Source organism: Micrococcus sp. PSi08 (assembly GCF_054960655.1).
Map to the genome: position 1 here is coordinate 145,578 of NZ_JBHNYP010000001.1, position 22,496 is coordinate 168,073.

The 22,496-nt window shown below is 73.1% G+C and carries 20 protein-coding genes and 1 pseudogene; 10 read left to right on the forward strand and 11 right to left on the reverse strand.

The window, feature by feature from the left end; genetic code table 11:
* Positions 1-8: 8 nt before the first annotated feature.
* The 4 genes from ruvB to ACFI33_RS00660 all read right to left on the reverse strand — a co-directional run bounded on the left by ruvB (position 9) and on the right by ACFI33_RS00660 (position 3,197).
* Positions 9-1,031 carry a Holliday junction branch migration DNA helicase RuvB gene (gene ruvB, locus ACFI33_RS00645; RefSeq protein WP_095353336.1) on the reverse strand — a complete coding sequence of 341 codons (1,023 nt, stop codon included), beginning with the start codon at positions 1,029-1,031 and terminating at the stop codon, positions 9-11.
* Positions 1,028-1,672, reverse strand: coding sequence for a Holliday junction branch migration protein RuvA (gene ruvA / locus ACFI33_RS00650; RefSeq protein WP_144879621.1), 645 nt, complete (start codon positions 1,670-1,672; stop codon positions 1,028-1,030). The genes ruvB and ruvA overlap by 4 nt, the downstream gene beginning before the upstream one ends.
* 80 nt (positions 1,673-1,752) lie before the next feature.
* Positions 1,753-2,388: a crossover junction endodeoxyribonuclease RuvC gene (ruvC, locus tag ACFI33_RS00655; RefSeq protein ID WP_036317938.1), complete on the reverse strand. Its 636-nt coding sequence runs from the start codon at positions 2,386-2,388 to the stop codon at positions 1,753-1,755.
* A gap of 47 nt (positions 2,389-2,435) precedes the next feature.
* A complete protein-coding gene (locus ACFI33_RS00660) occupies positions 2,436-3,197 on the reverse strand; it encodes a YebC/PmpR family DNA-binding transcriptional regulator (RefSeq protein ID WP_049147641.1) in 762 nt (253 codons plus the stop codon).
* A 99-nt stretch (positions 3,198-3,296) separates the two neighbouring features.
* Between ACFI33_RS00660 and ACFI33_RS00665 the strand changes: the two genes are divergently transcribed.
* Positions 3,297-5,390, forward strand: a complete 2,094-nt coding sequence (locus ACFI33_RS00665) for a M3 family metallopeptidase (protein ID WP_098092623.1) — start codon at positions 3,297-3,299, stop codon at positions 5,388-5,390.
* Positions 5,391-5,396: 6 nt separating this feature from the next.
* On the opposite strand, the gene ACFI33_RS00670 is transcribed toward ACFI33_RS00665, so the two are convergent.
* Positions 5,397-6,797 carry an alpha/beta hydrolase family protein gene (locus tag ACFI33_RS00670; RefSeq protein WP_020627847.1) on the reverse strand — a complete coding sequence of 467 codons (1,401 nt, stop codon included), beginning with the start codon at positions 6,795-6,797 and terminating at the stop codon, positions 5,397-5,399.
* 87 nt (positions 6,798-6,884) lie between these two features.
* Between ACFI33_RS00670 and msrB the strand changes: the two genes are divergently transcribed.
* From msrB to ACFI33_RS00690, 4 genes are all read left to right on the forward strand, one after another.
* On the forward strand, positions 6,885-7,400 hold the full coding sequence (gene msrB, locus ACFI33_RS00675) for a peptide-methionine (R)-S-oxide reductase MsrB (protein WP_020627848.1): 516 nt from the start codon (positions 6,885-6,887) through the stop codon (positions 7,398-7,400).
* Positions 7,401-7,475: 75 nt separating this feature from the next.
* Positions 7,476-8,090 carry a DUF3000 domain-containing protein gene (locus tag ACFI33_RS00680; RefSeq protein WP_020627849.1) on the forward strand — a complete coding sequence of 205 codons (615 nt, stop codon included), beginning with the start codon at positions 7,476-7,478 and terminating at the stop codon, positions 8,088-8,090.
* 71 nt (positions 8,091-8,161) lie between these two features.
* Positions 8,162-9,412 (forward strand): HRDC domain-containing protein, encoded by a 1,251-nt coding sequence (locus ACFI33_RS00685; protein WP_049147646.1) that lies wholly within the window; start codon positions 8,162-8,164, stop codon positions 9,410-9,412.
* Positions 9,413-9,488: 76 nt separating this feature from the next.
* A complete protein-coding gene (locus ACFI33_RS00690; protein ID WP_049147647.1) occupies positions 9,489-11,660 on the forward strand; it encodes a 3-hydroxyacyl-CoA dehydrogenase NAD-binding domain-containing protein in 2,172 nt (723 codons plus the stop codon).
* Between the two features lie 41 nt (positions 11,661-11,701).
* Here the strand turns inward: ACFI33_RS00690 and ACFI33_RS00695 are convergent, their stop codons facing one another.
* Positions 11,702-12,358, reverse strand: coding sequence for a hypothetical protein (locus ACFI33_RS00695; protein WP_036382836.1), 657 nt, complete (start codon positions 12,356-12,358; stop codon positions 11,702-11,704).
* Between the two features lie 94 nt (positions 12,359-12,452).
* On the opposite strand from ACFI33_RS00695, the gene ACFI33_RS00700 reads away from it, so the two are divergent.
* The gene (locus tag ACFI33_RS00700) at positions 12,453-12,965 is read left to right on the forward strand and encodes a Rieske (2Fe-2S) protein (RefSeq protein ID WP_020627853.1); all 513 of its coding nucleotides are present in this window, start codon (positions 12,453-12,455) and stop codon (positions 12,963-12,965) included.
* Positions 12,966-12,972: 7 nt separating this feature from the next.
* Here the strand turns inward: ACFI33_RS00700 and ACFI33_RS00705 are convergent, their stop codons facing one another.
* Genes ACFI33_RS00705 through dxs form a run of 4 tightly spaced genes read right to left on the reverse strand, consistent with a single transcriptional unit; the run spans position 12,973 to position 16,810 of the window.
* Positions 12,973-13,302 (reverse strand): PLD nuclease N-terminal domain-containing protein, encoded by a 330-nt coding sequence (locus ACFI33_RS00705; RefSeq protein WP_020627854.1) that lies wholly within the window; start codon positions 13,300-13,302, stop codon positions 12,973-12,975.
* Positions 13,302-14,276, reverse strand: coding sequence for an aldo/keto reductase (locus ACFI33_RS00710; protein WP_049147649.1), 975 nt, complete (start codon positions 14,274-14,276; stop codon positions 13,302-13,304). The genes ACFI33_RS00705 and ACFI33_RS00710 overlap by 1 nt, the downstream gene beginning before the upstream one ends.
* A 3-nt stretch (positions 14,277-14,279) precedes the next feature.
* Positions 14,280-14,798 carry a hypothetical protein gene (locus ACFI33_RS00715; RefSeq protein WP_036382832.1) on the reverse strand — a complete coding sequence of 173 codons (519 nt, stop codon included), beginning with the start codon at positions 14,796-14,798 and terminating at the stop codon, positions 14,280-14,282.
* Positions 14,795-16,810, reverse strand: coding sequence for a 1-deoxy-D-xylulose-5-phosphate synthase (gene dxs / locus ACFI33_RS00720; RefSeq protein WP_049147652.1), 2,016 nt, complete (start codon positions 16,808-16,810; stop codon positions 14,795-14,797). The genes ACFI33_RS00715 and dxs overlap by 4 nt, the downstream gene beginning before the upstream one ends.
* Before the next feature lie 501 nt (positions 16,811-17,311).
* Here dxs and ACFI33_RS00725 point away from each other — a divergent pair.
* The 4 genes from ACFI33_RS00725 (at position 17,312) to ACFI33_RS00740 (ending at position 21,277) form a co-directional block, all read left to right on the forward strand.
* Positions 17,312-17,899, forward strand: a complete 588-nt coding sequence (locus ACFI33_RS00725) for a YdhK family protein (protein ID WP_036382830.1) — start codon at positions 17,312-17,314, stop codon at positions 17,897-17,899.
* An 89-nt stretch (positions 17,900-17,988) separates the two neighbouring features.
* Positions 17,989-20,124: a heavy metal translocating P-type ATPase gene (locus ACFI33_RS00730; protein WP_462623642.1), complete on the forward strand. Its 2,136-nt coding sequence runs from the start codon at positions 17,989-17,991 to the stop codon at positions 20,122-20,124.
* A gap of 11 nt (positions 20,125-20,135) precedes the next feature.
* A complete protein-coding gene (locus tag ACFI33_RS00735; protein WP_270618289.1) occupies positions 20,136-20,471 on the forward strand; it encodes a metal-sensitive transcriptional regulator in 336 nt (111 codons plus the stop codon).
* Between the two features lie 182 nt (positions 20,472-20,653).
* The gene (locus ACFI33_RS00740; protein WP_044659994.1) at positions 20,654-21,277 is read left to right on the forward strand and encodes a CueP family metal-binding protein; all 624 of its coding nucleotides are present in this window, start codon (positions 20,654-20,656) and stop codon (positions 21,275-21,277) included.
* A 336-nt stretch (positions 21,278-21,613) separates the two neighbouring features.
* On the opposite strand, the pseudogene ACFI33_RS00745 reads toward ACFI33_RS00740, so the two are convergent.
* Positions 21,614-22,376 (reverse strand): annotated as a pseudogene (locus ACFI33_RS00745) (transposase); the annotation flags it as partial.
* Positions 22,377-22,496 lie beyond the last annotated feature (120 nt).

Sequence of the window (22,496 nt, forward strand, 5' to 3'; positions counted from 1 at the left end):
CCTGGGCGTCACGGCCCCGGCGTGGCCTCTGGAGCGGCGAGGCCCAGGTGCTCCCAGGCCCCCGGCAGCGCGACGCGGCCACGGGGGGTGCGCGCCACCATGCCCTCGCGGATGAGGAAGGGCTCGGCCACGGTCTCCACGGTCTCGGCCTCCTCCCCCACGGCGGTGGCCAGCGTGCTGAGCCCCACGGGCCCGCCGCCGAACGTGGTGCACAGGGCGGTGAGCACGGACCGGTCGAGCCGGTCCAGGCCCCGCCCGTCGACGTCGTACATGTCCAGGGCGGCGGCGGCGTCGTGCGGGCCGACCTCGGCCAGCCCCTTCACGAGCGCCCAGTCCCGCACCCGGCGCAGCAGCCGGTTGGCGATGCGCGGGGTGCCGCGCGAGCGCCGGGCGATCTGCCGGTACCCCTCCGTGGCCAGCCGCATGTCCAGCAGCAGGGCGGAGCGGCGCAGGACGCGCTCGAGCTCCTCCTCGGTGTAGAAGTCCAGGTGGCCCGTGAAGCCGAAGCGGTCGCGCAGCGGCCCCGGCAGGAGGCCGGCCCGCGTGGTGGCGCCCACGAGCGTGAAGGGCGGCAGCTCGAGCGGGATCGAGGTGGCGCCGGCGCCCTTGCCCACCACGATGTCCACGCGGAAGTCCTCCATGGCCATGTAGAGCATCTCCTCGGCCGGGCGGGACATCCGGTGGATCTCGTCGAGGAAGAGCACCTCGCCCTCGGTGAGCGAGGACAGGATGGCCGCGAGGTCGCCCGCGTGCTGGATCGCGGGGCCGGAGGACAGCCGCAGGGGGGCGTTCATCTCCGCGGCCACGATCATCGCCAGCGTGGTCTTGCCGAGCCCGGGCGGGCCGGAGAGCAGGACGTGGTCCGCGGCGCGGTCCCGCAGCCGGGCGGAGGCGAGCATGAGGTCCAGCTGCTCGCGCACGCGCATCTGGCCCACGAACTCGTCCAGGTGCTTGGGGCGCAGCGCGACCTCGAGCCGGCGCTCCTCCGGGTCGACGGCCGCCGCGGACAGCGGTGAGGACTCCGCGCTCATCGCCCGCCTCGCACCGCGCCGGCCATGCCGACGTCGCGCAGGGTGGCGCGCAGCAGCGCGGCGACGTCGCGGCCCTCGTCCAGCTCCGGGCGGGCCGCCACGGTGGCCTCGACGACCTTGAGCGCCTCCTTCTCGGACCAGCCCAGGCCGGCCATCGCCTGCACGACGTCGGCGTGCCAGAGCGCCTCGACGGTCGGCTCGGCGCTCGCCTCGGCCTCCGCCTCGGGCACCGGCTCCCCGGTGGGCGCGAGGCGGCCGGAGAGCTCGACGATGATCTTGCGCGCCATCTTCGGCCCGATGCCGGGCACGCGGGTGAGGGTCTTCTCGTCCTCCTCGGTGACCGCCCGGCGCACGGTCTCGGGGTGGTGGACGGAGAGGATCGCCAGGGCGAGGCGGGGACCCACGCCGTTGGCCGTGATGAGCACCTCGAACACCTCGCGCTCGTCGCGGTCCGCGAAGCCGTAGAGGGTCAGGGCGTCCTCCTTGACCACGAGGTGGGTCTGCACCGCCCCCGGCCGGCCCTCGTGCAGGGTGGACAGCGTCTGCGGGGTGGCGGAGAACTGCACACCCAGGCCGCCGACGGCGATGACCGCCCGGTCGAGGGCCACGTGCTCGACGGTGCCGCTGAGCGAGGCGATCATGAGGGGCCCTCCTGTCGGGACGGACGGACGCCGGTCGGCGCGGATTCGAACATATCATCGAACGCCGGCCCGGCAGCGGCCTACCGGCGACGCCCGCCGCCCGCCGAGCGCTCGGCGTCGAGCCAGGCCCGCTGCGCGGCGGTGAGCTGGCCCCGCGGGCGGGCGCGCGCGGGCGCCTTGGCGGCGAACTGCGAGCGCCCCGCCCGGGAGGCGAGGTCTGCGGTGTCGAGGCCGGTCTGGCCGGCGGCCGCGCCGAGGGCGGTGCCGCGCCAGCCGTGGGCGATGGCCAAGGCGAGGGCGTCGGCCGCGTCGGCCGGGCGCGGCGGGGCGTCGAGGCGGAGGATCCGGGTGACCATCGTGGTGACCTGCTCCTTGCCCGCATCGCCGTGTCCGGTGACGGCGGCCTTGACCTCGGAGGGGGTGTGCAGGCCCACGGGGACGCCGGCGCGCGCGGCCGCGGCGATCGCCACGCCCGCGGCCTGGGCCGTGCCCAGCACGGTCGGCGTGTTCGTGTTCGCGAACATGCGCTCGACGGCGGCGCGATCGGGCCGGTGCGCGGCGAGGACCGCGGAGACGGCCTCGTCGATGCGCAGGAGGCGCTGGTCCAGGGGGGCGGTGGGCGGGGTGCCCGTGACCTCGACGTGGACGAGCGCGGCCCGCCGTCGCGCGTCCACGTCCACCACGGCGATCCCGCAGCGGGTGAGCCCCGGGTCCACCCCGAGGATCCGGACGACGTCGGCGGGCCGGCGCGCGCTCAGCGCGATCAGTCCTCGTCGAGCTCGGCGAGGACCTCGGGGGCGATGTCCACGTTCGAGAAGACGTTCTGGACGTCGTCGAGGTCCTCGAGCGCATCGGCCAGCTTGAGGAAGGTGCGGGCGCCCGACGCGTCCAGGTCCACCTTCATGGTGGGGACGAACTCGAGCTCGTCGGACTCGTACTCCACGCCCGCCTCGTCGAGGGCCTTGGCCACGGACTGCAGGTCGGAGGGGTCCGAGAGGATCTCGAAGGAGTCGCCGGAGACGACGACCTCCTCGGCGTCCGCGCCGCCCTCGAGCACGGCCTCGAGCAGGCCGTCCTCGGTGTTGCCCTCGGTGGGCAGGCGCACGAGGCCCTTGCGCTCGAAGAGGAAGGAGACGGAGCCGGAGTCCGCCATGGTGCCGCCGTTGCGGGTGACGGCCGCGCGCACGTCCGCGGCGGCGCGGTTCTTGTTGTCGGTCAGGCACTCGACCAGCAGCGCCGAGCCCTGGGGGCCGCGGACCTCGTACATGATCTCGGCGTAGTCGATGACCTCGCCGGTCAGGCCGGCGCCGCGCTTGACGGCGCGGTCGATGTTGTCGTTGGGCACCGAGGCCTTCTTGGCCTTGGACACGGCCAGGTCGAGGGCGGGGTTGCCGGCGACGTCGGGTCCGCCGGCACGTGCCGCGACCTCGATGTTCTTGATGTACTTCGCGAACGCCTTGGCGCGCCGCGCGTCGATGACGGCCTTCTTGTGCTTGGTGGTCGCCCATTTGGAATGTCCTGCCATCACGCCTCCTCAGGTCTGGATCTCGTCTGCTGGCTCGACCGCCCAGTCTAGCGACGCCCGGTGGGGTGGCGCGGATCACGGCTGACTACACTCGCGCCCATGACCCACACCTCCGCGCCCTCCGTCCTGCCCGCCGACCACCCGCTGGCGACCCCCTCCGACCTGCCCTACGGGCTGCCCGACTTCTCCGCCGTCTCCGACGCGCAGCTGGCCGAGGCCGTGCGCGCGGGGATGGCGGCCCAGCGCGCCGAGGTCGACCAGATCCTCGGGGCGGCCACGGCGCCGACCTTCGAGAACACCGTCCGCGCGCTCGAGCTGTCCGGCCAGCTGCTGCGCCGCTCCGCCGCCATGTTCTTCACGCTCGTCGGCTCGGACGGCACGGACGCGCGGCAGGCCCTGGCCGAGGAGCTCTCCCCCGAGCTCGCGGCCCACGAGGACGCGATCCTGCTGGACCCGCGGCTGGTGGCGCGCGTCGCGGCGATCGACGACGGCGGCCTCACGGGCGAGGACGCCCGCCTGCTGGAGGCGCTGCGCCTGCGCCTCTCCCTGGCGGGGGCGGACCTGGACGACGCCGCGCGCGAGGAGCTGCGCGGGATCAACACGGAGCTGGCGTCCCTCTCGGCCGCCTACACGCGCCGCCTCGTCGCGGACACCGCGGCCCGCGCCGTGCTCGTCACGGACCGCGAGCGCCTGGCCGGTCTGAGCGAGGACGACCTGGCCGCGGCGGCGGGGGCGGCCGCCGAGGCGGGGCACGGGGACGGGGACGCGGCGGCGGGCCCGTGGCTGCTGACGCTGTCCCTGTTCACGTCGCAGCCGTGGCTGGCGTCCCTGCAGGACGAGGGGATGCGGCGCGAGGTGTTCGAGGCGTCGACGGGCCGGGGCGGGGCCGGGGAGCACGAGACGCTGACGACGGCGATGGCGATGGTGCGGCTGCGGCTGCGCAAGGCGCGGCTGCTGGGGGCGCAGAGCTGGGCCGAGCAGGCGCTGAAGGACCGGGCGGCGCCGTCGACGGCGGCCGTGGAGGAGCTGCTGGCCGCGATGGCGCCGCGGGCGATGGCCAACGCGCGGGCGGACGCGGCGACGGCGGCGGCGCACGCGGGCCGGACGGACGCCGAGGTGGCCCCATGGGACTGGCCGGCGCTGTCCGCGGCGTACGCGCGGGAGGAGTTCGCGGTGGACGCGGACGCCCTGCGCCCGTACTTCGAGCTGGACCGGGTGCTGACCGAGGGCGTGTTCGCGGCGGCGACGGCGCTGTACGGGCTCACGTTCGCCGAGCGCCCGGAGCTGGCGCGGCACCTGTACCGCCCCGGGATCCGGGTGTTCGAGGTGACGGGTGAGGACGGTGCCGGGGTGGGTCTGTTCGTCGCGGACCTGTTCGCGCGGCCGACCAAGTCGGGCGGTGCCTGGATGCACACGGTGCGGGACATGGCGGACGCCCTGGGCGAGCGCCCGGTGGTGTTCACCACGATGAATGTGCCGGCCCCGGCGGCGGGGCGTCCGGCCCTGCTGACGCTGGATGAGGCCACGACGCTGTTCCACGAGTTCGGCCACGCCCTGCACGGGCTGCTGGCCCGGGGCGAGTACGCCTCGCTCACCGGGACGAACGTGCCGCGCGACGTCGTCGAGTTCCCGTCGCAGGTCAACGAGGTGTGGCTGCGCGAGCCGTCCCTGCTGGCCGCGTACGCGCGGCACGTGGAGTCGGGCGAGCCGCTGCCGGCGGGGACGCTGGAGCGGCTCGAGGCGGCGGACCTGTGGGGCGAGGGGCACCGCACGGTCGAGTATTTGGGCGCGGCGCTCGTGGACTGGGCCTGGCACTCGCTGACGGAGGAGACGGTGGACGCCGCCACGGCCGACCCGGCCGCGTTCGAGCGCCGGGTGCTGACCGAGGCGGGCATCGACCCGGACCTGGTGCCTCCGCGCTACGGCACCGGCTACTTCAAGCACATCTTCGGCGGCGGCTACGCGGCCGGGTACTACTCCTACGTGTGGGCCGAGGTGCTGGACGCGGACGCCGTGGAGTGGTTCCGCGAGCACGGCGGGATGACGCGGGAGAACGGCCGCCGGTTCGCGGACGAGCTGCTCTCGCGGGGCGATACGCGTGACCTGCTGGAGTCCTACCGCGCGTTCCGTGGCCGGGACGCCGAGCTCGAGCCGCTGCTGCGCCGTCGGGGGCTGGCGGACGCCGCGGCCTGAGCGCGGTCAGCGCCCCCGGCCGCCGGGGCGGGGGGCGCTGAGCACGGCGCGCAGCCAGCCGCGCACGGTGGTGTCCCACTTGCGCGGGTCCACGTTCTGCTCGCGGGTGTGGCGGGCCTGGTGGAAGCGGACGAACCGCACGAGGTCCGGGTTGCGCTCGGCCAGGTCCTGCGAGGGGCCGACGGGCACGTACTCGTCGTCCTCGGAGTGCAGGATCAGCGTGGGCACACGCACGTGGTCGGCGCGGGTCACCCAGTCCAGGGCCTTGAGGTCCACGGGGGCGGCCAGGCCCGTGATGAACCGGCCGGCCCGGTTGGCCAGCAGCCACTGGCCGAGCAGGCCCACGGCTTCGGGGATCCGGTTGAGCCGGGCCTGGTGGCGCAGCACGTCCACCCAGTCGATGACGGGGCCCGTCAGGACCACGCCGCGCACGTGCGGGGCCAGCGGGGAGCGGTCCACGGTCTGCAGCACCACGGCCCCGCCCATGGACCAGCCGAAGAGGACGACGTCCCGGGCGCCGTGGTCGAGGGCGTAGCGGATGGCCGCCTCGACGTCCTCCCATTCGGTGGTGCCGAGCCCGTAGCGGGCGTCGGCGGCGTCCGGGGCGTCGCCGTCGTTGCGGTAGGAGATCAGCAGCGACGTCATGCCCAGGCGGCGGGCGGTCGGCACGGCGCGGATGCCCTCGTTGCGGCGCGCGCCGCGGCCGTGGACCATCACCGCCCACAGCCCCTCCGCGGGACGGGGTTCGCCGTCCTCGCTGGGGTCCGGCTCGATGCGCCATGCGCGGGCGTGGCCGCCGGGCACCGGCACCTGCACGTCCTCGGCGTCGAGCCCGGCGTCGGCGGGGGTCGGGTAGACGAAGCCGGTGAACCGGCCCCGGGTCGCCGTCGTCAGATCGCCGGAGAAGACCTCCTCGACCGCGCGCTGCACCGTGCCGTCCCGGGGGTCGAAGGAGGTGATCTCCCCGATGCGGGCGCATCCGGCGCCGTCGTCGAACGTGAGGGAGTACTGGCCGGGCACGGTGGTGTACTCGTCGGCCTGCAGGATCACGTCCTGCCCGGCGGGCGTGTCGACGACGGCGAGGATCGGCGTGGACTCGGCGTGGCGGCGCACGGGGGTCACCACGGTGCGGGCGAACACGCCTGCGAGCGCCGAGCTCGCCCCGGCCAGCACGAAGGCGGAGGCCGCGGCGACGCTGAGCACGGGCGGGGCCCAGCGGGCCACCGGGGAGGCCACGGCCACGCCGCCGCGCACCGATCCGGTGACTCCGCGGCGGACCAGGCGGCCCGCTCGGCGGACGCGGGAGTCGCGACCCCCGGCCCGCCGGGCTGCCACGGTGACGGCGGCGGCCAGGGCGGGCGGCAGGTCGGCGGGGTGGGGACGGGGACGGCGGGGTCGTGCGGCCATGCGCGCCATTGTCCTCCACGGGCGGGCGCGCCCGCCAATGCGACGCCGGTCGGGAACACGACGGCGCTCCGGACCGTTGCACCGGGCATGACCGAGACTCCCCACACCCCCCATGACGGCCCCACCCCCGACCCCGCGCGGGACGTCCCCGCTCCCGAGCAGACCCTGGCCGCCCCGGGCGGCGCCCGCCTGACGGACGAGGAGTGGGCCCGACGGCTCACGCCCGAGGAGTTCCAGGTGCTGCGCCGGGCCGGCACGGAACGGCCCTTCACGGGCGAGTACTGGGACTCGCACGTGAAGGGCGTGTACGCGTGCCGGGCGTGCGGATCCGAGCTGTTCCGCTCGGACGAGAAGTTCGACGCGCACTGCGGCTGGCCCTCGTTCTTCGCACCGCTCGCGGAGGACCGGGTGGAGTACCTGAAGGACACCACCCTGGGCATGGAGCGGATCGAGGTGCGGTGCGCGGCGTGCGGCTCCCACATGGGTCACGTCTTCGCGGGCGAGGGCTATGACACCCCCACGGACCTGCGCTACTGCATCAACTCGATCTCGCTGCGCCTGGCCCCCGCCGACGACGCGGCGGCCCCGGACGGGGCGCGCTGATCCGGTGCGGGAGCGCCGTGGCGTCCACGGCGCGCCCCCGCGGCCCGCTGGGCCCCGCAGCCTAGGCTGACGGGCATGAGCGTGATCGGGCCCCGTCGCCTCTCCGCCGCCCCCGGGGCGGTCGAGGCGCCCGTGCCGCCGGGGGTGTTCCGGCGTGCCCTGGCGGACCTGCGCGATGCGCGGCCACGGACCGAGGTGCGGCTGCGGGAGATCCCGGCACCCGAGGGGCAGGCGCCCTTCGCCGTCGCCCTCGCCGCCGACGTGTGCGACGGGCCGGGCGCGACCGGCGGCGTGCTGGCCACGGGGCGGTTCGTCCTCCTGCACGACCCGGCCCCGGACGCCCGGTGGCCGGGAGGCTTCCGGGCGGTGACATGGATCCGTGCGAGCCTGGAACCGGACGTCGCACTGGACCAGCTGGCCGGCGCCGTCGCGTGGACGTGGCTCGTGGAGGCGCTCGAGCGCCGCCACGCCGAGCACTCCCACGCCGGCGGCACCGCGACGCGCAGCATCGCGGAGGGCTTCGGGACGCTCAGTGCGGCCCCGGACACCACCGACATCGAGCTGCGCGCCTCGTGGACCCCGGCCCCGCGGGACCTCGGCTCGCATCTCGAGGCGTGGTCGGACATGATCTGCGCGTTCGCCGGTCTGCCGCCCGAGCACGCCGCGGACGTCCACACGGCCGGCCCCTGACCGCGCGCCCGCGCCTCCGACACACCGGGCCCCGGCCCGTCCCCGCCCCGACCTCCCCGAACAGGAGCAGCATGACCGACGCCCCCGAGACGGCCGCCCCGGACGCGCCCCCGCGGCTGATCGCCACACCGGCCGGTGGAGTCCCCCGGCTCACCGACACCCGCGCGGGCCTGGAGGCCTGCGCCGCGGCGCTCGCCGCGGGGACCGGGCCCGTCGCCATCGACGCGGAGCGCGCCTCCGGGATCCGGTACGGCCAGCGGGCTATGCTCGTCCAGCTCAAGCGCGAGGGCGCCGGCATCTGGCTCGTCGATCCCGAAGCCCTCGACGGGCTGGCCCCGCTGCAGGAGGCCCTCGCGGGCGTCGAGTGGATCCTGCACGCGGCCAGCCAGGACCTGCCCTGCCTGGCCGAGCAGGGGCTGCGCCCCGATCGGCTGTTCGACACCGAGCTCGCGGCCCGGGTGTCCGGCCTGCCGCGCGTCGGCCTGGCCGCGGTCCTGGAGGAGCTGCTGGGGGTCACCCTCGCCAAGGAGCATTCGGCCGCCGACTGGTCGGTGCGTCCGCTGCCCGAGGCGATGCTCACCTACGCGGCGCTCGACGTCGAGCTGCTCGTCCCGCTGCGCGAGGCCCTGGTCGCGCGCCTCGAGGCCGACGGCAAGCTCGCGTGGGCCGAGCAGGAGTTCGAGCACGTGCGCACGGCCCCGCCGCCCGCGCCGAAGAAGGACCCCTGGCGCGGCACCTCGGGCTCCCAGACGCTGCGCCGCCCCGTGCAGCGCGCGGTCCTCAAGCGCCTGTGGGAGGCCCGCGAGGACCTCGCCCGCCACCGCGACGTCGCCCCCGGCCGGCTCATCCCGGACCGGTCGATCGTCGCCGCCGCGGCCGCCCAGCCGCGCACCGTCCCCGCCCTGCGCCAGACCTCCGGCTTCCACGGCCGCGCCGCGAGCCGCGAGGCCCCGCGCTGGATCGCCGCGATCCGGGCCGGCGTCGAGGACGCCGAGCGGGGCGAGGCCCCCGCGGCGCAGATCCGCACCGGGGACGGCCCGCCCCCACCCCGGGCCTGGAAGGACCGGGACCCGGTGGCGGACCGCCGCCTGCGCACGGCCAAGGCCCGCGTCGCCCGACGGGCCGAGCAGCTGGGGATGCCCACCGAGAACCTCCTCACCCCGGACACCCTTCGGCGGATCTGCTGGACCCCGCCCGCCCCGATCACCCCCGAGACCGTCGACGCGTTCCTGACGGAGCGGGGCGCGCGCCCGTGGCAGGTGGAGAACGTCGGCGCGATCGTCACGGTCGCGCTCCTCGACCCCGATCCCGCCGGCGCCTGAGCCCCCGACGCGGCCGGCCGGATCGGTCCGTCGCGTCGCGTCGACGCGGAGGCTACTCGCCGGTAGTGTGACCCGCATGACATCCGTTTCTCTTGCTTCCTTCGACCACCTGCCCGCCCTGGCCCCGGATGAGGTCGTCACCACCGTCACCGTGACCGACCACGCCCTGCCCGAGGGTGCGGGCACGCTCGCGCTGCTCACGCTGGACAACGGGCAGGGACCCCGCCGGCCCGCGACCCTGGGCCCGGCCACGCTCCTCGGCCTCGGCCGGGTGCTCGACGAGCAGGCCGCCCGGGCCGCCGCGGGCGAGATCCAGGCCCTGGCCGTGACCGGTGTGGAGGGGACCTTCGCGGCCGGGGCGGACCTGTCCCTGATCGCGGGCCTCACCGACGACGTCGGCCGCGACCTGGCCCTGCTCGGCCACGCCGTCTACGACCGGCTCGCGGCCCTCGAGATCCCCACGGTCGCGCTCGTGAACGGCCTCGCCCTCGGCGGCGGCCTCGAGCTGGCCCTGGCCGCCGGACACCGCGTGGTGGCCGCCGATGCGAAGGGCTTCGGCCTGCCCGAGGTCCGGCTCGGCCTGATCCCCGGCTGGTCCGGCGTGTGGCGCGTGCCCCATCTGATCGGCCCGGAGGCCGCCGTCGACGTCGTGCTGAAGAACCCCCTCGACGACAACCGCATGCTCGACGCCCGCGCGGCGCACGGGCTCGGCCTGATGGACCGGATCGTGGAGGGGGACCTCCTCGACGCGGGCCTCGAGCTCGCCGCCGCCCTGGTCGCCGGGGACGAGTCCGTGGCGGCCGAACTGGCCGCCCACCGCGACCGCGACGTGTCCGACGCCGCCTGGGACCGCGCCCTGGCGGCGCTGGAGCGGCTGCAGGCCGCTCGCCCCGGACGCCACCTGCCGGCGCGCCGTCACCTGGAGGACCTGTTCACCGGCGCCCGCACGCGCACCCGCGCCGAGTCCGCCCAGGCCGAGGCGGACGCCCTCGGGACGCTGCTGCACTCCCCCGAGTTCCGGCGCACCGTGTACGCGTTCCTCGGCCTCGTCCAGGGCCGCGCCAAGCGCCCCGCCGGCGACCCGGGCCGCGAGCTCGCCCGCGAGGTCCGCAAGGTCGGCATCGTCGGTGCGGGCCTGATGGCCGGCCAGCTCGCCCTCGTCTTCGCCCGGCACCTGCGGGTGCCCGTCGTGATGACGGACATCGACGCCGAGCGTGTCGAGCGCGGCCTGGCGGGCGTGCGCGCGCAGGTCGAGAAGATGGTCTCCCGTGGACGGCTCTCCGCCGAGGACGGCGAGGCCCTGGCCGGGTTGATCACCGCGGACACGGACAAGGCGGTGTACGCGGACGCCGACATCGTCATCGAGGCCGTCTTCGAGGAGCTCGAGGTCAAGCGCACCGTCTTCCGCGAGCTCGAGGGCATCGTGCGTGAGGACGCCATCCTGATGACCAACACCTCGAGCCTGTCCGTGGCCGCCATGGCCGAGGTCCTCGAGCATCCCGAGCGCCTCGTGGGCTTCCACTTCTTCAACCCGGTGGCGGTCATGCCGCTCGTGGAGATCGTGCGGACCGAGGCGACGACGGACGAGGTCGTGGCCACCGCGTTCGAACTGACCCGCCGGCTCCGCAAGACCGGCGTGCTCGTCCACGACGCCACCGCGTTCGTGGTCAACCGCGTCCTGCTGCGCATGATGGGCGAGGTGCAGAACTCCTTCGACGAGGGCACCGACGCGCACGAGGCCGACCACGCGCTGGACCCGCTGGCCCTGCCGATGACGCCGTTCACCCTCCTGGCCATGGTCGGCATCCCCGTGGCCCAGCACGTGTCCGAGTCCCTCTCCGCGTCCTTCGGCGCGGAGCGCTTCCCGGTCTCGGCGAACCTGCAGCGCCTGATCGACGCCGGCAAGACCGCGATCTGGGCCAAGGACGTCCGCCCCGACCGGCGCGACGAGGAGGCCGCCGGCGCGACCGGCGAGCAGATCCCGGAGGCGACCGCGGCCCTGCTGGAGCAGGGCTCGACCCCGCAGACCTCCGAGGAGCTGCTGCGCCGGGTCGAGGACGCGCTGGCCGAGGAGATCGGCCTGCTCCTGGACGAGCGCGTCGTCGCGGCCCCCGAGGACGTGGACCTGTGCATGATCCTCGGCGCCAACTGGCCCCTGCACCTGGGCGGCATCACGCCGTACCTGGACGACTGCGGGGCCGCCGAGCGGGTGAACGGGCGGCGCTTCCACCCGGCCGCGCAGGCCTGACCGGCCCCGGCCGGGCCGTCCGCGACGGCCCGGCCCACGGCTCAGGCGATCGGCAGCCCGGCGAACGTCACCACGTGCGCGTCGAGCCCGGCGGTCGCCGCGGCCTGGTCGGCCACGGGGGTCGAGGCGGTGCCCCCGCCCCAGTCGGAGGCGACCACGGCTCCCTCGCGCACGAGGTGCGCCCCCAGCTCCACGCCGTCCGCGACGACGGCCACCCGCACGTCCGACCCGCCCGCGTCCGCCGGGCGCAGCTCGGCGCGGGGCACGCGCAGCCCGCCCTGCAGGGGCGAGGCCTCCTCGAGCCGGTCCACGGCGAGCGGGCCCTCGGCGGCCACCCGCGCGAGGAGGAGGTACTCCGCGTACGAGGGCAGCACCGCGGCGTCGATGCCGGCCCGCTCACGGTCGATGCGCACCCGCTGGGCTCCGGCGGAGTCCTCGTGGGTCGTCCATGCCCAGCCGTCCCCGTCGGGCGTGAAGCCGACCTGCGTCTGGGCGAGGTAGCGCTCGGGCAGTCCACCGCGGGCGGCGCGCTGGGCGGGCGTGGGGGCGAAGCCCATGCGGGTGGTCAGCACGCCGTCCTCCAGCACCCGGTGCAGGAAGCCGACGTGCACGTCGTCGAGGGTCACGGCCTCCCACCGCTCGAAGGGAGTGAGGTCGAAACGGGCGGCGCCGGTGGGGCGCGGGGCGGGGTGGGTCACGGCGGTGCTCCTGGGGCTCGGGGGTCCGTCCCCCCGATCCTCGCACCCGTCGGGCCCGGTCGCATCCGCCCTCGCCACGGGCGATAATGGGTCGATGACCACGCAGGACTCCCCCCTCACCCCGAACTCCTCCCGGTCCGGCTGCTGCGACGACCACGCCCGCCCGGACACCTCCCGCCGCACCGTCCTGGGCCGCGGCGCCGCCGTCGCCGCCGCGGGTGCCGGCACACTCGCGCTGGCCGGCTGCACGGACCGGCTGCGTGAGAAGGACACCGCGCAGGACCACTACACCGGCTCCGACGCCGTCGACGCGCTGCCCGCCGCCGAGCTGCCCGTGGGCGCCTCCCGGGAGGTGCAGGTGCAGGGTCGGACGCTGATGATGCATCGCGTGGACGAGACCACGGTGACCGCCTTCACCAACGTGTGCACGCATCAGGGCTGCCTGCTCCAGGTCGTGGACCGGCAGGAGGGCCCGGCCTACGCCTGCCCCTGCCACGGCTCGCACTTCGACGTCACCTCGGGGAAGCCGTTCGGCGGCCCGGCCCGCAAGGCCCTCATGGACTACGACGCGGCCGTCGTCGACGACCGCATCGTCGTCAAGCTCTGAGCCCGGCTCATTCCTCCGGCGCGCCGTAGCGCCGGCGCGGGGGCACCACGACGGCGGAGCGGTCGTTGGGGTCCCACGCCGGCTGCTCGCGCCGCCGCGCCGGGTAGTAGCGGTGCCGCCACCAGAACCAGATGAGCGCCCCCAGCACCGGCAGCAGCAGCATGAGGCCGACCCACGGCAGGCGCGCCCGGGCGTCCAGGGGGCTGCGGCCCAGCGAGACGAAGCCGGCCACCCACAGCGCACCGGCCACGACGGACACGGTCCAGCCCAGGGCGGCCTCCCCCGGCGTCGGCACGAGCGGGGTCGCGGCGGCCGCGCCGGTCAGCGCGCCGGCCATCAGAAGAGCGCGACCTTCTCCGGGCCCGGGAACAGGGCGTCCAGCTCGGCCAGGTCCTCCGCGGTGGCGAGCCAGTCGGCCGCCGCCGCGTTCTCCACGACCTGCGCGGGACGGGTGGCGCCGGCGATCACGGAGGACACCGGTCCCTGCGCCGCCAGCCACCCGATCGCGGCCTGGACCTCGGTGATCCCCCGCTCCCGGGCGAACCGGCCGAAGGCGGCCAGTTGCTCCAGGTCGGCGTCGGCCACCATGTGCTGGCGCACGTGGGACAGGCGCGAGCCCTCGGGGGCGTCGCCCTGCGAGTACTTGCCCGTGAGCAGCCCGTTGGCCAGCGGGAAGTACGGCAGGACGCCGAGCCCGAACTCGGCCGCCGCCGGGACCACCTCGAGCTCGGCCCGGCGGTCCAGCAGGTTGTAGTGGTTCTGCGCGGACACGAAGCGCTCCACGCCCAGCTCGCGGGCCACGTACTCGGCCTGGGCGATCTGCCACCCGGCCCGGTTCGAGTGGCCCACGTAGCGGACCTTGCCGGCGCGCACGAGGTCGTCGAGCGCGCGGAGGGTCTCCTCGATGGGCGTGGCCGGGTCCGGGGTGTGGAACTGGTAGAGGTCGATCCAGTCGGTGCCGAGGCGGCGCAGGGAGTCCTCGACGGCGCGCACGATGTACCGGCGGGAGCCCCGCGCGCCGCCGTCGTCGCCGGCGACACCGCCCATGTCCATGCCGAACTTGGTGCCGATCACCACCTCGTCGCGGCGGGCGCCCAGGGCGCGGCCGAGCCGCTCCTCGGACAGGCCGGGCTCGGCGCCGTAGACGTCGGCGACGTCGAAGAAGGTGATGCCGGCGTCGAGCGCGGCGTGGACGACGGCGTCGGTGCCGGCCTGCTCCAGCGTGGCGGTGCCGGGGCGGCCGAGGTTGTTGCAGCCCAGGCCGACGACGGAGACGGTCAGCCCGGAGCGGCCGAGACGGGTGTGGCGCACGGGTCAGCCCTCCTGCTCTGCGGTGCGGACGTCCACCTTGTTCGGCTGCACGCCGTCGGCGCGCTTGGCGGCCGCCGGGATCTCGGCGGCGGCCTTGCGGGCGTGGGGGGTCCGGACGCGCAGCACGAGGGCACCGACCTCCTCGACGACGTCCTCGACCTCGCCGAGACCGCGCCAGGCCAGCTGGTGGGTCACCTCGACGCGCAGCCGCTCGACGGTGCGCCGCTCGATCGCCGTGGCCTCCCGGCCGCGGAGCCGGTAGGCCACCGGCAGCACGGCGAAGGTCGCGGGGTCCGCCTCGGCGAAGCCCTCCTCCGCGCCCTGCGCCACGAACGCGGCCAGCAGCTGATCACCCTCGGCCTGGTCGGCCAGGGGCTGCTCCCCGACGGTGCCGGGCTGGCCGACCCGACCGTGGTGGACCACGAACTCCCCGGCCTCCGCGTCGGCCCATGCCTCGCGGTACTCGAAGAGCCGGGCGCCGTCGTCGCCGACGCTCTCACGGTACAGCCGGACGATGCTCATGCCTGCTCCTGGTGGTGGGGGGCGGCCGCGTCCTCGGGGACGGGCCGGGCGTACGGGACCTTGGCGCCGAGGACCTGGGCGACGGTGTCCTGGGTGATGCGCTGCGCCGTGAGGCCCACGCGGGCCAGCACCTGCTCGCGGCTGCCGTGGGCGAGGAACTCGACCGGCAGGCCGACCTCGTTCAGGGCGGTGTCCACGCCGGCCGCGCGCATCTCCTGCCGGATCCGCGAGCCGACGCCGCCGGCCCGCACCCCGTCCTCGAGGCACACGACGATCCGGTGGCGGGCGGCCGTGTCGATCACGGACCGGGCCACGGGCAGGACCCACCGCGGGTCGATCACCGTGGCGCTGATGCCGTGCCGCTCGAGCCGTTCGGCGACGTCGAGGCCGAGCTCGGCCATCGCGCCCACCGCCACGATCAGCACGTCCCGCTCGGCGCCGTCGCGCCCGCCGGCCTCGCCCCGCCGGGCGAGCACGTCCGTGCCGTCCGACAGCCGCTCCAGGGCGCGCACCGGCTCGCCGACCGAGCCCTTCGCGAACCGCACCACGGTGGGCGCGTCCTCGACGGCGACGGCCTCGCGCAGCTCCTCCCGGAGCGTGTCCGCGTCGCGGGGCGCGGCGATCCGCAGCCCCGGCACCGACTGCAGCAGGGCCAGATCCCACATGCCGTGGTGGCTCGGGCCGTCCGGCCCGGTGACGCCCGCGCGGTCCAGCACGAACGTCACGCCCGCACGGTGCAGGCCCACGTCCATGAGCACCTGGTCGTAGGCGCGGTTGAGGAAGGTCGCGTAGACGGCCACCACGGGGTGCAGACCGCCGAAGGCCATGCCGGCGGCCGAGGTGACCGCGTGCTGCTCGGCGATGCCGACGTCGAACACCCGGTCCGGATGGGCCAGCGCCATCGGGGCCAGGCCCACGGGGTTCTGCATGGCGGCGGTGATGGCCACGACGTCCGGCCGCTCATTCGCGATCGCGACCATCTCCTCGCCGAACACGGAGGTCCAGGACTGGGCCGTCGACGAGGTGATGGGCTCGCCCGTGGAGGGGTCGATCACGCCGATCGCGTGGAACTGGTCCGCCTCGTGCGCGACCGCCGGCGGATAGCCGTGCCCCTTCTCGGTCATCGCGTGGACGATCACGGGCCCGCCGTACGCCCGCGCGTCCTCCAGGGCCTCCTCCATGGCGGTGAGGTCGTGACCGTCCACCGGGCCGATGTACTTCATGCCCAGGTCCTCGAACAGGCCCTGCGGCGCCCAGAGGTCCTTGAGGCCCTTCTTCGCCGCGTGCAGCGGCCGGTACACCAGCTCCCCCGCGAGCCCGGCCTCCTGGAGGCGGCGCTTGAGGTAGTCGAGGGTCTGCTCATAGCGGTGGTGGGTGCGCACCTTGTCCAGCACCCCGCGGCGCAGTCCGCCCAGGTGCTCGGCGACACCGCCCACGGTGGGCGCGTACGAGCGGCCGTTGTCGTTGACGACGATCACCACGCGACGGTCCCGGCCGGCGGCGATGTTGTTGACGGCCTCCCAGGCCATGCCCCCCGTGAGAGCACCGTCGCCGATCACGGCCACCACGGTGCGGTCCCCCTGCCCGGTCTGCGCCCAGGCCCGCGCGATGCCGTCCGCCCAGGAGAGCGAGCTGGAGGCGTGCGAGGACTCCACCACGTCGTGCTCGGACTCGGTGCGGTCGCCGTAGCCGGACAGACCCCCCTCCTGGCGGAGCGTCGTGAAGTCCTGGCGTCCGGTGAGCAGCTTGTGCACGTACGACTGGTGACCCGTGTCGAAGATGACCGCGTCCTTCGGCGACTCGAAGACGCGGTGCACGGCCAGCGTCAGCTCGACGACGCCCAGGTTCGGTCCGAGGTGGCCGCCCGTCTTGGAGACGTGGGCGATCAGGTAGGCGCGGATCTCCGCCGCCAGCGCGGTCAACTGGTCCTCCGTGAGGGCCGACAGGTCCGCCGGGCGGGCGATCTGCGGCAGCAGCGGGGCGCCGGGGCTCGTGGGGGGCAGATGTTCCATGGTGCGACCAGCCTACTCCGCGGCTCCGCACCCGGGCGGGACGCGGGCGGCGGCCCGCGCGGGCGGGCCCCGTGGATCAGGCCTTCGCGGCGATCTGACGGAGCACGTACTGAGACATGCTTCGCTCTGCCTGGCGATAGTCGCACAGCTTCCGTCGGCTCTCAGGATCCCTGTCTCGATGGGACGCCCGACGATGCAACCGGACAAGACCAATTTCTCTTGGGTGATCGGCGGTACTGGGATCGTCTTCTCACCACGGTGATGTTCACGAGACGACGCAGCTGATCCCGTCACGACGGCGAGCGAGGTGAGCCCGTCCGTTCGGGCCTCGATTCCATCTGCGACCAGAGCCGCCGAGCCGATGTTCTCCATCGCAGCCTCAGCGCTGCCACCCCGGGTCGATTGGATCTTGGCCGGGCGATTCCACGCCCGCCGATCGACATCGACTTGATACCCGGGAGGGGTATAGCGTTGACTGGACCAGAACGAACAGGAGACTTCATGCGCAAGCACCTCATGACCACCGTCGCCGCAGGAGTGCTCGGAGGAGCGCTCGTGTTCACCGGCTGCAGCACCGGCGGCGGCCAGGACCAAGGGACCCCCTCGACGACCAGCCAGCACGAGGGCCACGGCAGCAGCTCTGACAGCGGCGGGATGGAGCATCCGATGGACGGCGGCCCCGCCCCCGAGGGCATCGAGACGGCTGCGTCGCCCACATACCCGGTCGGCACCGAGGTCACGCTCACCGCCGACCACATGGAGGGCATGGACGGTGCGAACGCGACGATCGCCGGCGCGTACGACACGTACACCTATGCGGTGGACTTCACGCCGTCCGCAGGCGGGGAGCCGGTCAAGGATCACAAGTGGGTCGTCCAGCAGGAGATCAAGGACGCCGGAGATGAACGTCTGGCCGACGGCACCGAGGTCACTCTCGAGGCCGAACACATGGAAGGCATGAAGGGCGCGAAGGCGACCATCGCCTCCTCCACCGAGGAGACCGTCTACATGGTCGATTACGAGTCCGACGGCATGACGATGACCAACCACAAGTGGGTCGTCGAGAGCGAGCTCAAGCCGGCCTCCTGAGCCGATCGCCGCGGGCGCGCTGAAGGTCCGCGGCGAAATACGACCCGATCGAAGGAAAGATCGGGGAATGACGAGGGGAAGCGAAGAGCATGACGGACCCGACCACGCATCACCATGACCACGCCGGCGTCGCGACCACCGAGTCCGGCCACCGTGACGACTCGCGCGCCGAGAACGAAGACCACACCATGGAACACGGTGACCACGCCGGGCACGGTCATCACGGCGGTGGTCACGCGGGCCACGGCGACCACGTCGGCCAGTTCCGGCGGCTGTTCTGGATCAACCTGATCATCGCCATCCCGGTGGTCGCGTTCTCCCCCATGTTCGCCATGCTCCTGGGCTACTCGGTCCCCAGCTGGGCGGGCTGGGTCGCCGCAGTCCTCGGCTCCGTCATGTACGCCTGGGGCGGCACCCCGTTCCTCACCGGTGCTGTCAGCGAGCTGAAAAGCCGCCAGCCGGGGATGATGCTGCTCATCGCGCTCGGCATCACCGTAGCGTTCCTCGCCTCCTGGGCCGCCACTGTCGGTCTCGTCCACCCCGAGCTCGAGTTCTGGTGGGAGTTGGCGCTGCTGATCGTCATCATGCTGCTGGGCCACTGGATCGAGATGCGCTCACTGGCCCAGACCACCTCGGCGTTGGACTCCCTCGCCGCGCTGCTCCCTGACGAGGCTGAGCGTATAGAGGGAGACGACGTCGTCAAGGTCGACCCGGCAGAGCTGCGCGTCGGCGACGTCGTCATCGTCCGGCCTGGCGGCAGCGTCCCCGCCGACGGCACCATCCTCGACGGCCGCGCCGACATGGACGAGTCCATGATCACCGGCGAATCACACCCCGTCGCCCGCGGCGAGGGCGAGAACGTCACCGCCGGCACCGTGGCCACCGACTCCGGCCTGCGCGTAGAGATCACCGCCACCGGCGACGACACGGCTCTGGCGGGCATCAACAGGCTCGTCGCCGAGGCGCAGGGCTCATCCTCCCGTGCCCAGCGCATCGCCGACCGGGCTGCGGCCCTGCTGTTCTGGTTCGCCCTCGGAGCTGCGCTGATCACCGCCGTCGTCTGGACGCTCTTCGGGCTCCCCGACGACGCGGTCGTTCGCACCATCACTGTCCTCGTCATCGCCTGCCCCCATGCGCTGGGTCTGGCGATCCCTCTGGTCGTGTCCATCGCCACCGAGCGCGCCGCCCGCGGCGGCGTCCTGATCAAGGACCGCCTCGCCCTGGAGTCCATGCGCCAGGTCGACGCGGTGCTCTTCGACAAGACCGGCACCCTGACCAAGGGCGAGCCCACCGTCACCGGCGTGGAGCCGACCGGCGGCCTGAATGCCGAACAGCTCCTCGCCCTGGCCGCCTCCGCCGAGGCCGACAGTGAGCACCCCCTCGCCCGGTCCATCGTCACCGCCGCCAAGGAGAAGGGCCTCGCCGTCGAACCGGCCAGCGGGTTCACCTCCTCCCCGGCGGTCGGCGTCACCGCGACGGTGGCCGACCATGAGATCCGCGTCGGCGGACCCCGTCTGCTCGAGGAGACCGGCCAGGACGAGATCGGTGTCGCCGACGAATGGCGGGCAGAGGGTGCGATCATCCTGCACGTCCTCCGCGACGGCAAGGTCATCGGCGGTCTCAAGCTCGCCGACGAGGTTCGCCCAGAGTCCCGCGACGCCGTCGATGCGCTCCATCAGCGCGGCGTCGAGGTCGTCATGATCACCGGCGACGCGGAAGCCGTGGCGAACGAGGTGGGAAGAGAGCTCGGCATCGACCGGGTCTTCGCCGGCGTCCGCCCCGAGGACAAATCCGCCAAGGTCGACCAGCTGCAGAAGGAGGGCAAGAAGGTCGCCATGGTCGGCGACGGCGTCAACGACGCCCCTGCCCTGGCCCAGGCCGACGTCGGCATCGCCATCGGGGCCGGCACCGACGTCGCCATCGCCTCTGCAGGTGTCATCCTCGCCAGCTCCGACCCGCGTAGCGTCCTCTCGGTCATCCAGCTCTCCCGTGCCGCATACCGTAAAATGAGGCAAAACCTGTGGTGGGCCGCAGGGTACAACTTGCTCTCTGTGCCGCTCGCGGCTGGCGTGCTCGCACCCGTCGGCTTCGTCATGCCGATGTCAGTAGGCGCGATCCTGATGTCGATCTCCACCGTCGTCGTCGCGCTCAACGCCCAGCTGCTGCGTCGCATCGACCTCGCCCCAGATGCCAGCACCCGCTCCGTCCTGGAGCACCAGAAGTGAAGGACGCACTCGTGACCACTGAAACTGCAGCCGATGAGACCGGTGCCGACACCGGAGCCCATCGGCACGGCTACATCAGTGACAAGGACCGTTACCGCAACCGCATGAAGCGCATCGAAGGCCAAGCCCGCGGCATCACGAAGATGATCGACGACGAAAAGTACTGCATCGACATCCTCACCCAGGTCTCGGCCCTCACCCGCGCCCTGCAGGGAGTGGCGACCGGTCTGCTCGATGACCACCTCAAGCACTGCGTGCTCGACGCCGCCAAGAAAGGCGATGAAGACGCGGCCATCGCCAAGATCCAGGAGGCCACCGACGCCATCAATCGCCTCGTGCGCTCCTGACACCATCCGATTTCGTCAACACAGGGTGCCTCGGACCGGTGGGCCCCAGATCAGGACAAGGCTCTTGATGTCTCCGGGCAGGCGTGCTTTGCACGTCGTCGCGCCCTTGGCACCGGCGAACTCGGGATGCCTTCTGTCTAACCTGACGACATGAACACGTTCACCTGAGAAAAGAGTTGGGCATGCCACTTGCCATTGTTGCTCCGATCCAGTCCTCCAGGAGCCGCCTGAGGATCTGCGCGGCCTTGACCGGTCTGGCGACCAGCGCCGTCCTCCTGCTCAGCGGCTGTGCTGATGCGGGACCGTCCGCTGATGCAGGATCCGATCACTCACTGGTGGTCGAGCACAATCTAGACGGATTGAATGCTCGCGAGATCATCAAGCGCCTCGACTCAACGAAGGTGACAGATCGCTCGTCTGAATTCATCGCGTCGATTGAACCGGACCAGCTTGTACTGACCGACGACCAGAACAATCAGACCACCCTGCCGATGCCAGAAGACGAATTCTACGTCTCTATCGCCCCGTATCGCAGCCAGACTCACGAATGCTACTTCCACAGCCTCACGACCTGCACCGGCGAACTCGCCAATACTGACGTCCACGTCACCGTGGTCGAGGCGACGTCCGGGGAGACCCTCCTCGATGAAACGCTGACGACGTACGACAACGGATTCGTCGGGGTCTGGCTGCCGCGTGGAATTGACGCTACTCTCACTGTCTCAGCTGAAGGCCGCACCGCGAAAAAGGCCATCTCGACCCGCCCCGACGACCCCACCTGCTTGACCGGTCTTCAGCTGGTTTAAGGCCCAGGTCTCATGCTCCTCTGCAGCGCCGACAGATCAGGCGTCGAGACGTCCCATCCTTGGACTCCCACAGGGTCTCGGCGTCCCGATGTGAGGATTCGCCCGAGAGCCGGCTTCAGAGTCATCGCAGGGCATCACCAGACCGGGCTGAAGCCTCGTCGACCAATATCAACCAGTGCCAACTGAAGAGCACTACATCGCTCACTCTGTTTCACGATGTGCATTTCGGGGGATCCTCTCTGTCCAGGTCCTCACGCTCATACCTGCCGGTGCTGAGCCTCGCCGAGCTTCTCGAGCACTTGACCTGGATCGTCGATCAGTTCGAACACGCCACTCGGGCGTGTCCGACAATGCCGTCGACCACGCGAGCACAGCATTCAGGACCACGGCAGCCCAGTACACGATCGCGTACTCGTCGTACCTGCTCGCCAGGCCCGGCCATTGCTTCAGGTGCGCGTCCTGGCGCTCGATCACGTTCCGGCCCGTGTAAGCCTCCGAGTCCAGGCCCACGGGTCGGCCGCCGGCCGAGCCGCGGCGTCTGCGGTGGCCCTGCTGGTCAGCCGGTTGGGGAGGACGGCCTTGATGCCACCGGCGCGCAGATGGGTGCCGATCGCCCGCGATGAGTACGCCTTCTCGCCCAGCACCGTCGACCAGCTGATGGGTCTTCGTGCTCAGCCCGCTCCGTGAGCGCCCGAGGCCGTGATCGGCGGGCTCTTCACGCGGATTCCTTGTCGTTCGATCCAGCCCCTCTGAGCCGGGTGGTGTTCCTCGCGTGCTGATGGGCGCGGGCGATCGTGGAGTCGACCGAGACCGACCAATCGATCAGGATTTCGGCATCCGCTGCAGGTGGTCCGTGTTGCCAGCACCGTGTCCCAGGTGCCCTCTTCGGCCATGCGGCCGTGCCAGGTCCACACTACTCAGCCAGGGCCCGGAGACCTCGGGCAGGTCCCGCCACGGGATCGAAGCACCTGTCCCGGTGGATGATGGCTTCGACCCTCGTGCGGTCATCGGCGAACGGCCGGCCCTGCCGGCCCGTGCAGGCGGGGAGCATCTGGAACCGGGACGTGTCTTCGAGGGCGCCAGCCGACCCTGGATTCATTGTCAGACACGCCCTAGGTGTTGTGGGTCATGAGGTTCTTGACATGGGTACCGGGCTGAGATGAGACGAGTGGGCCTCTCCCGCAGGATGGAAGTTCCTACACCACCGACCTGCCCGAGA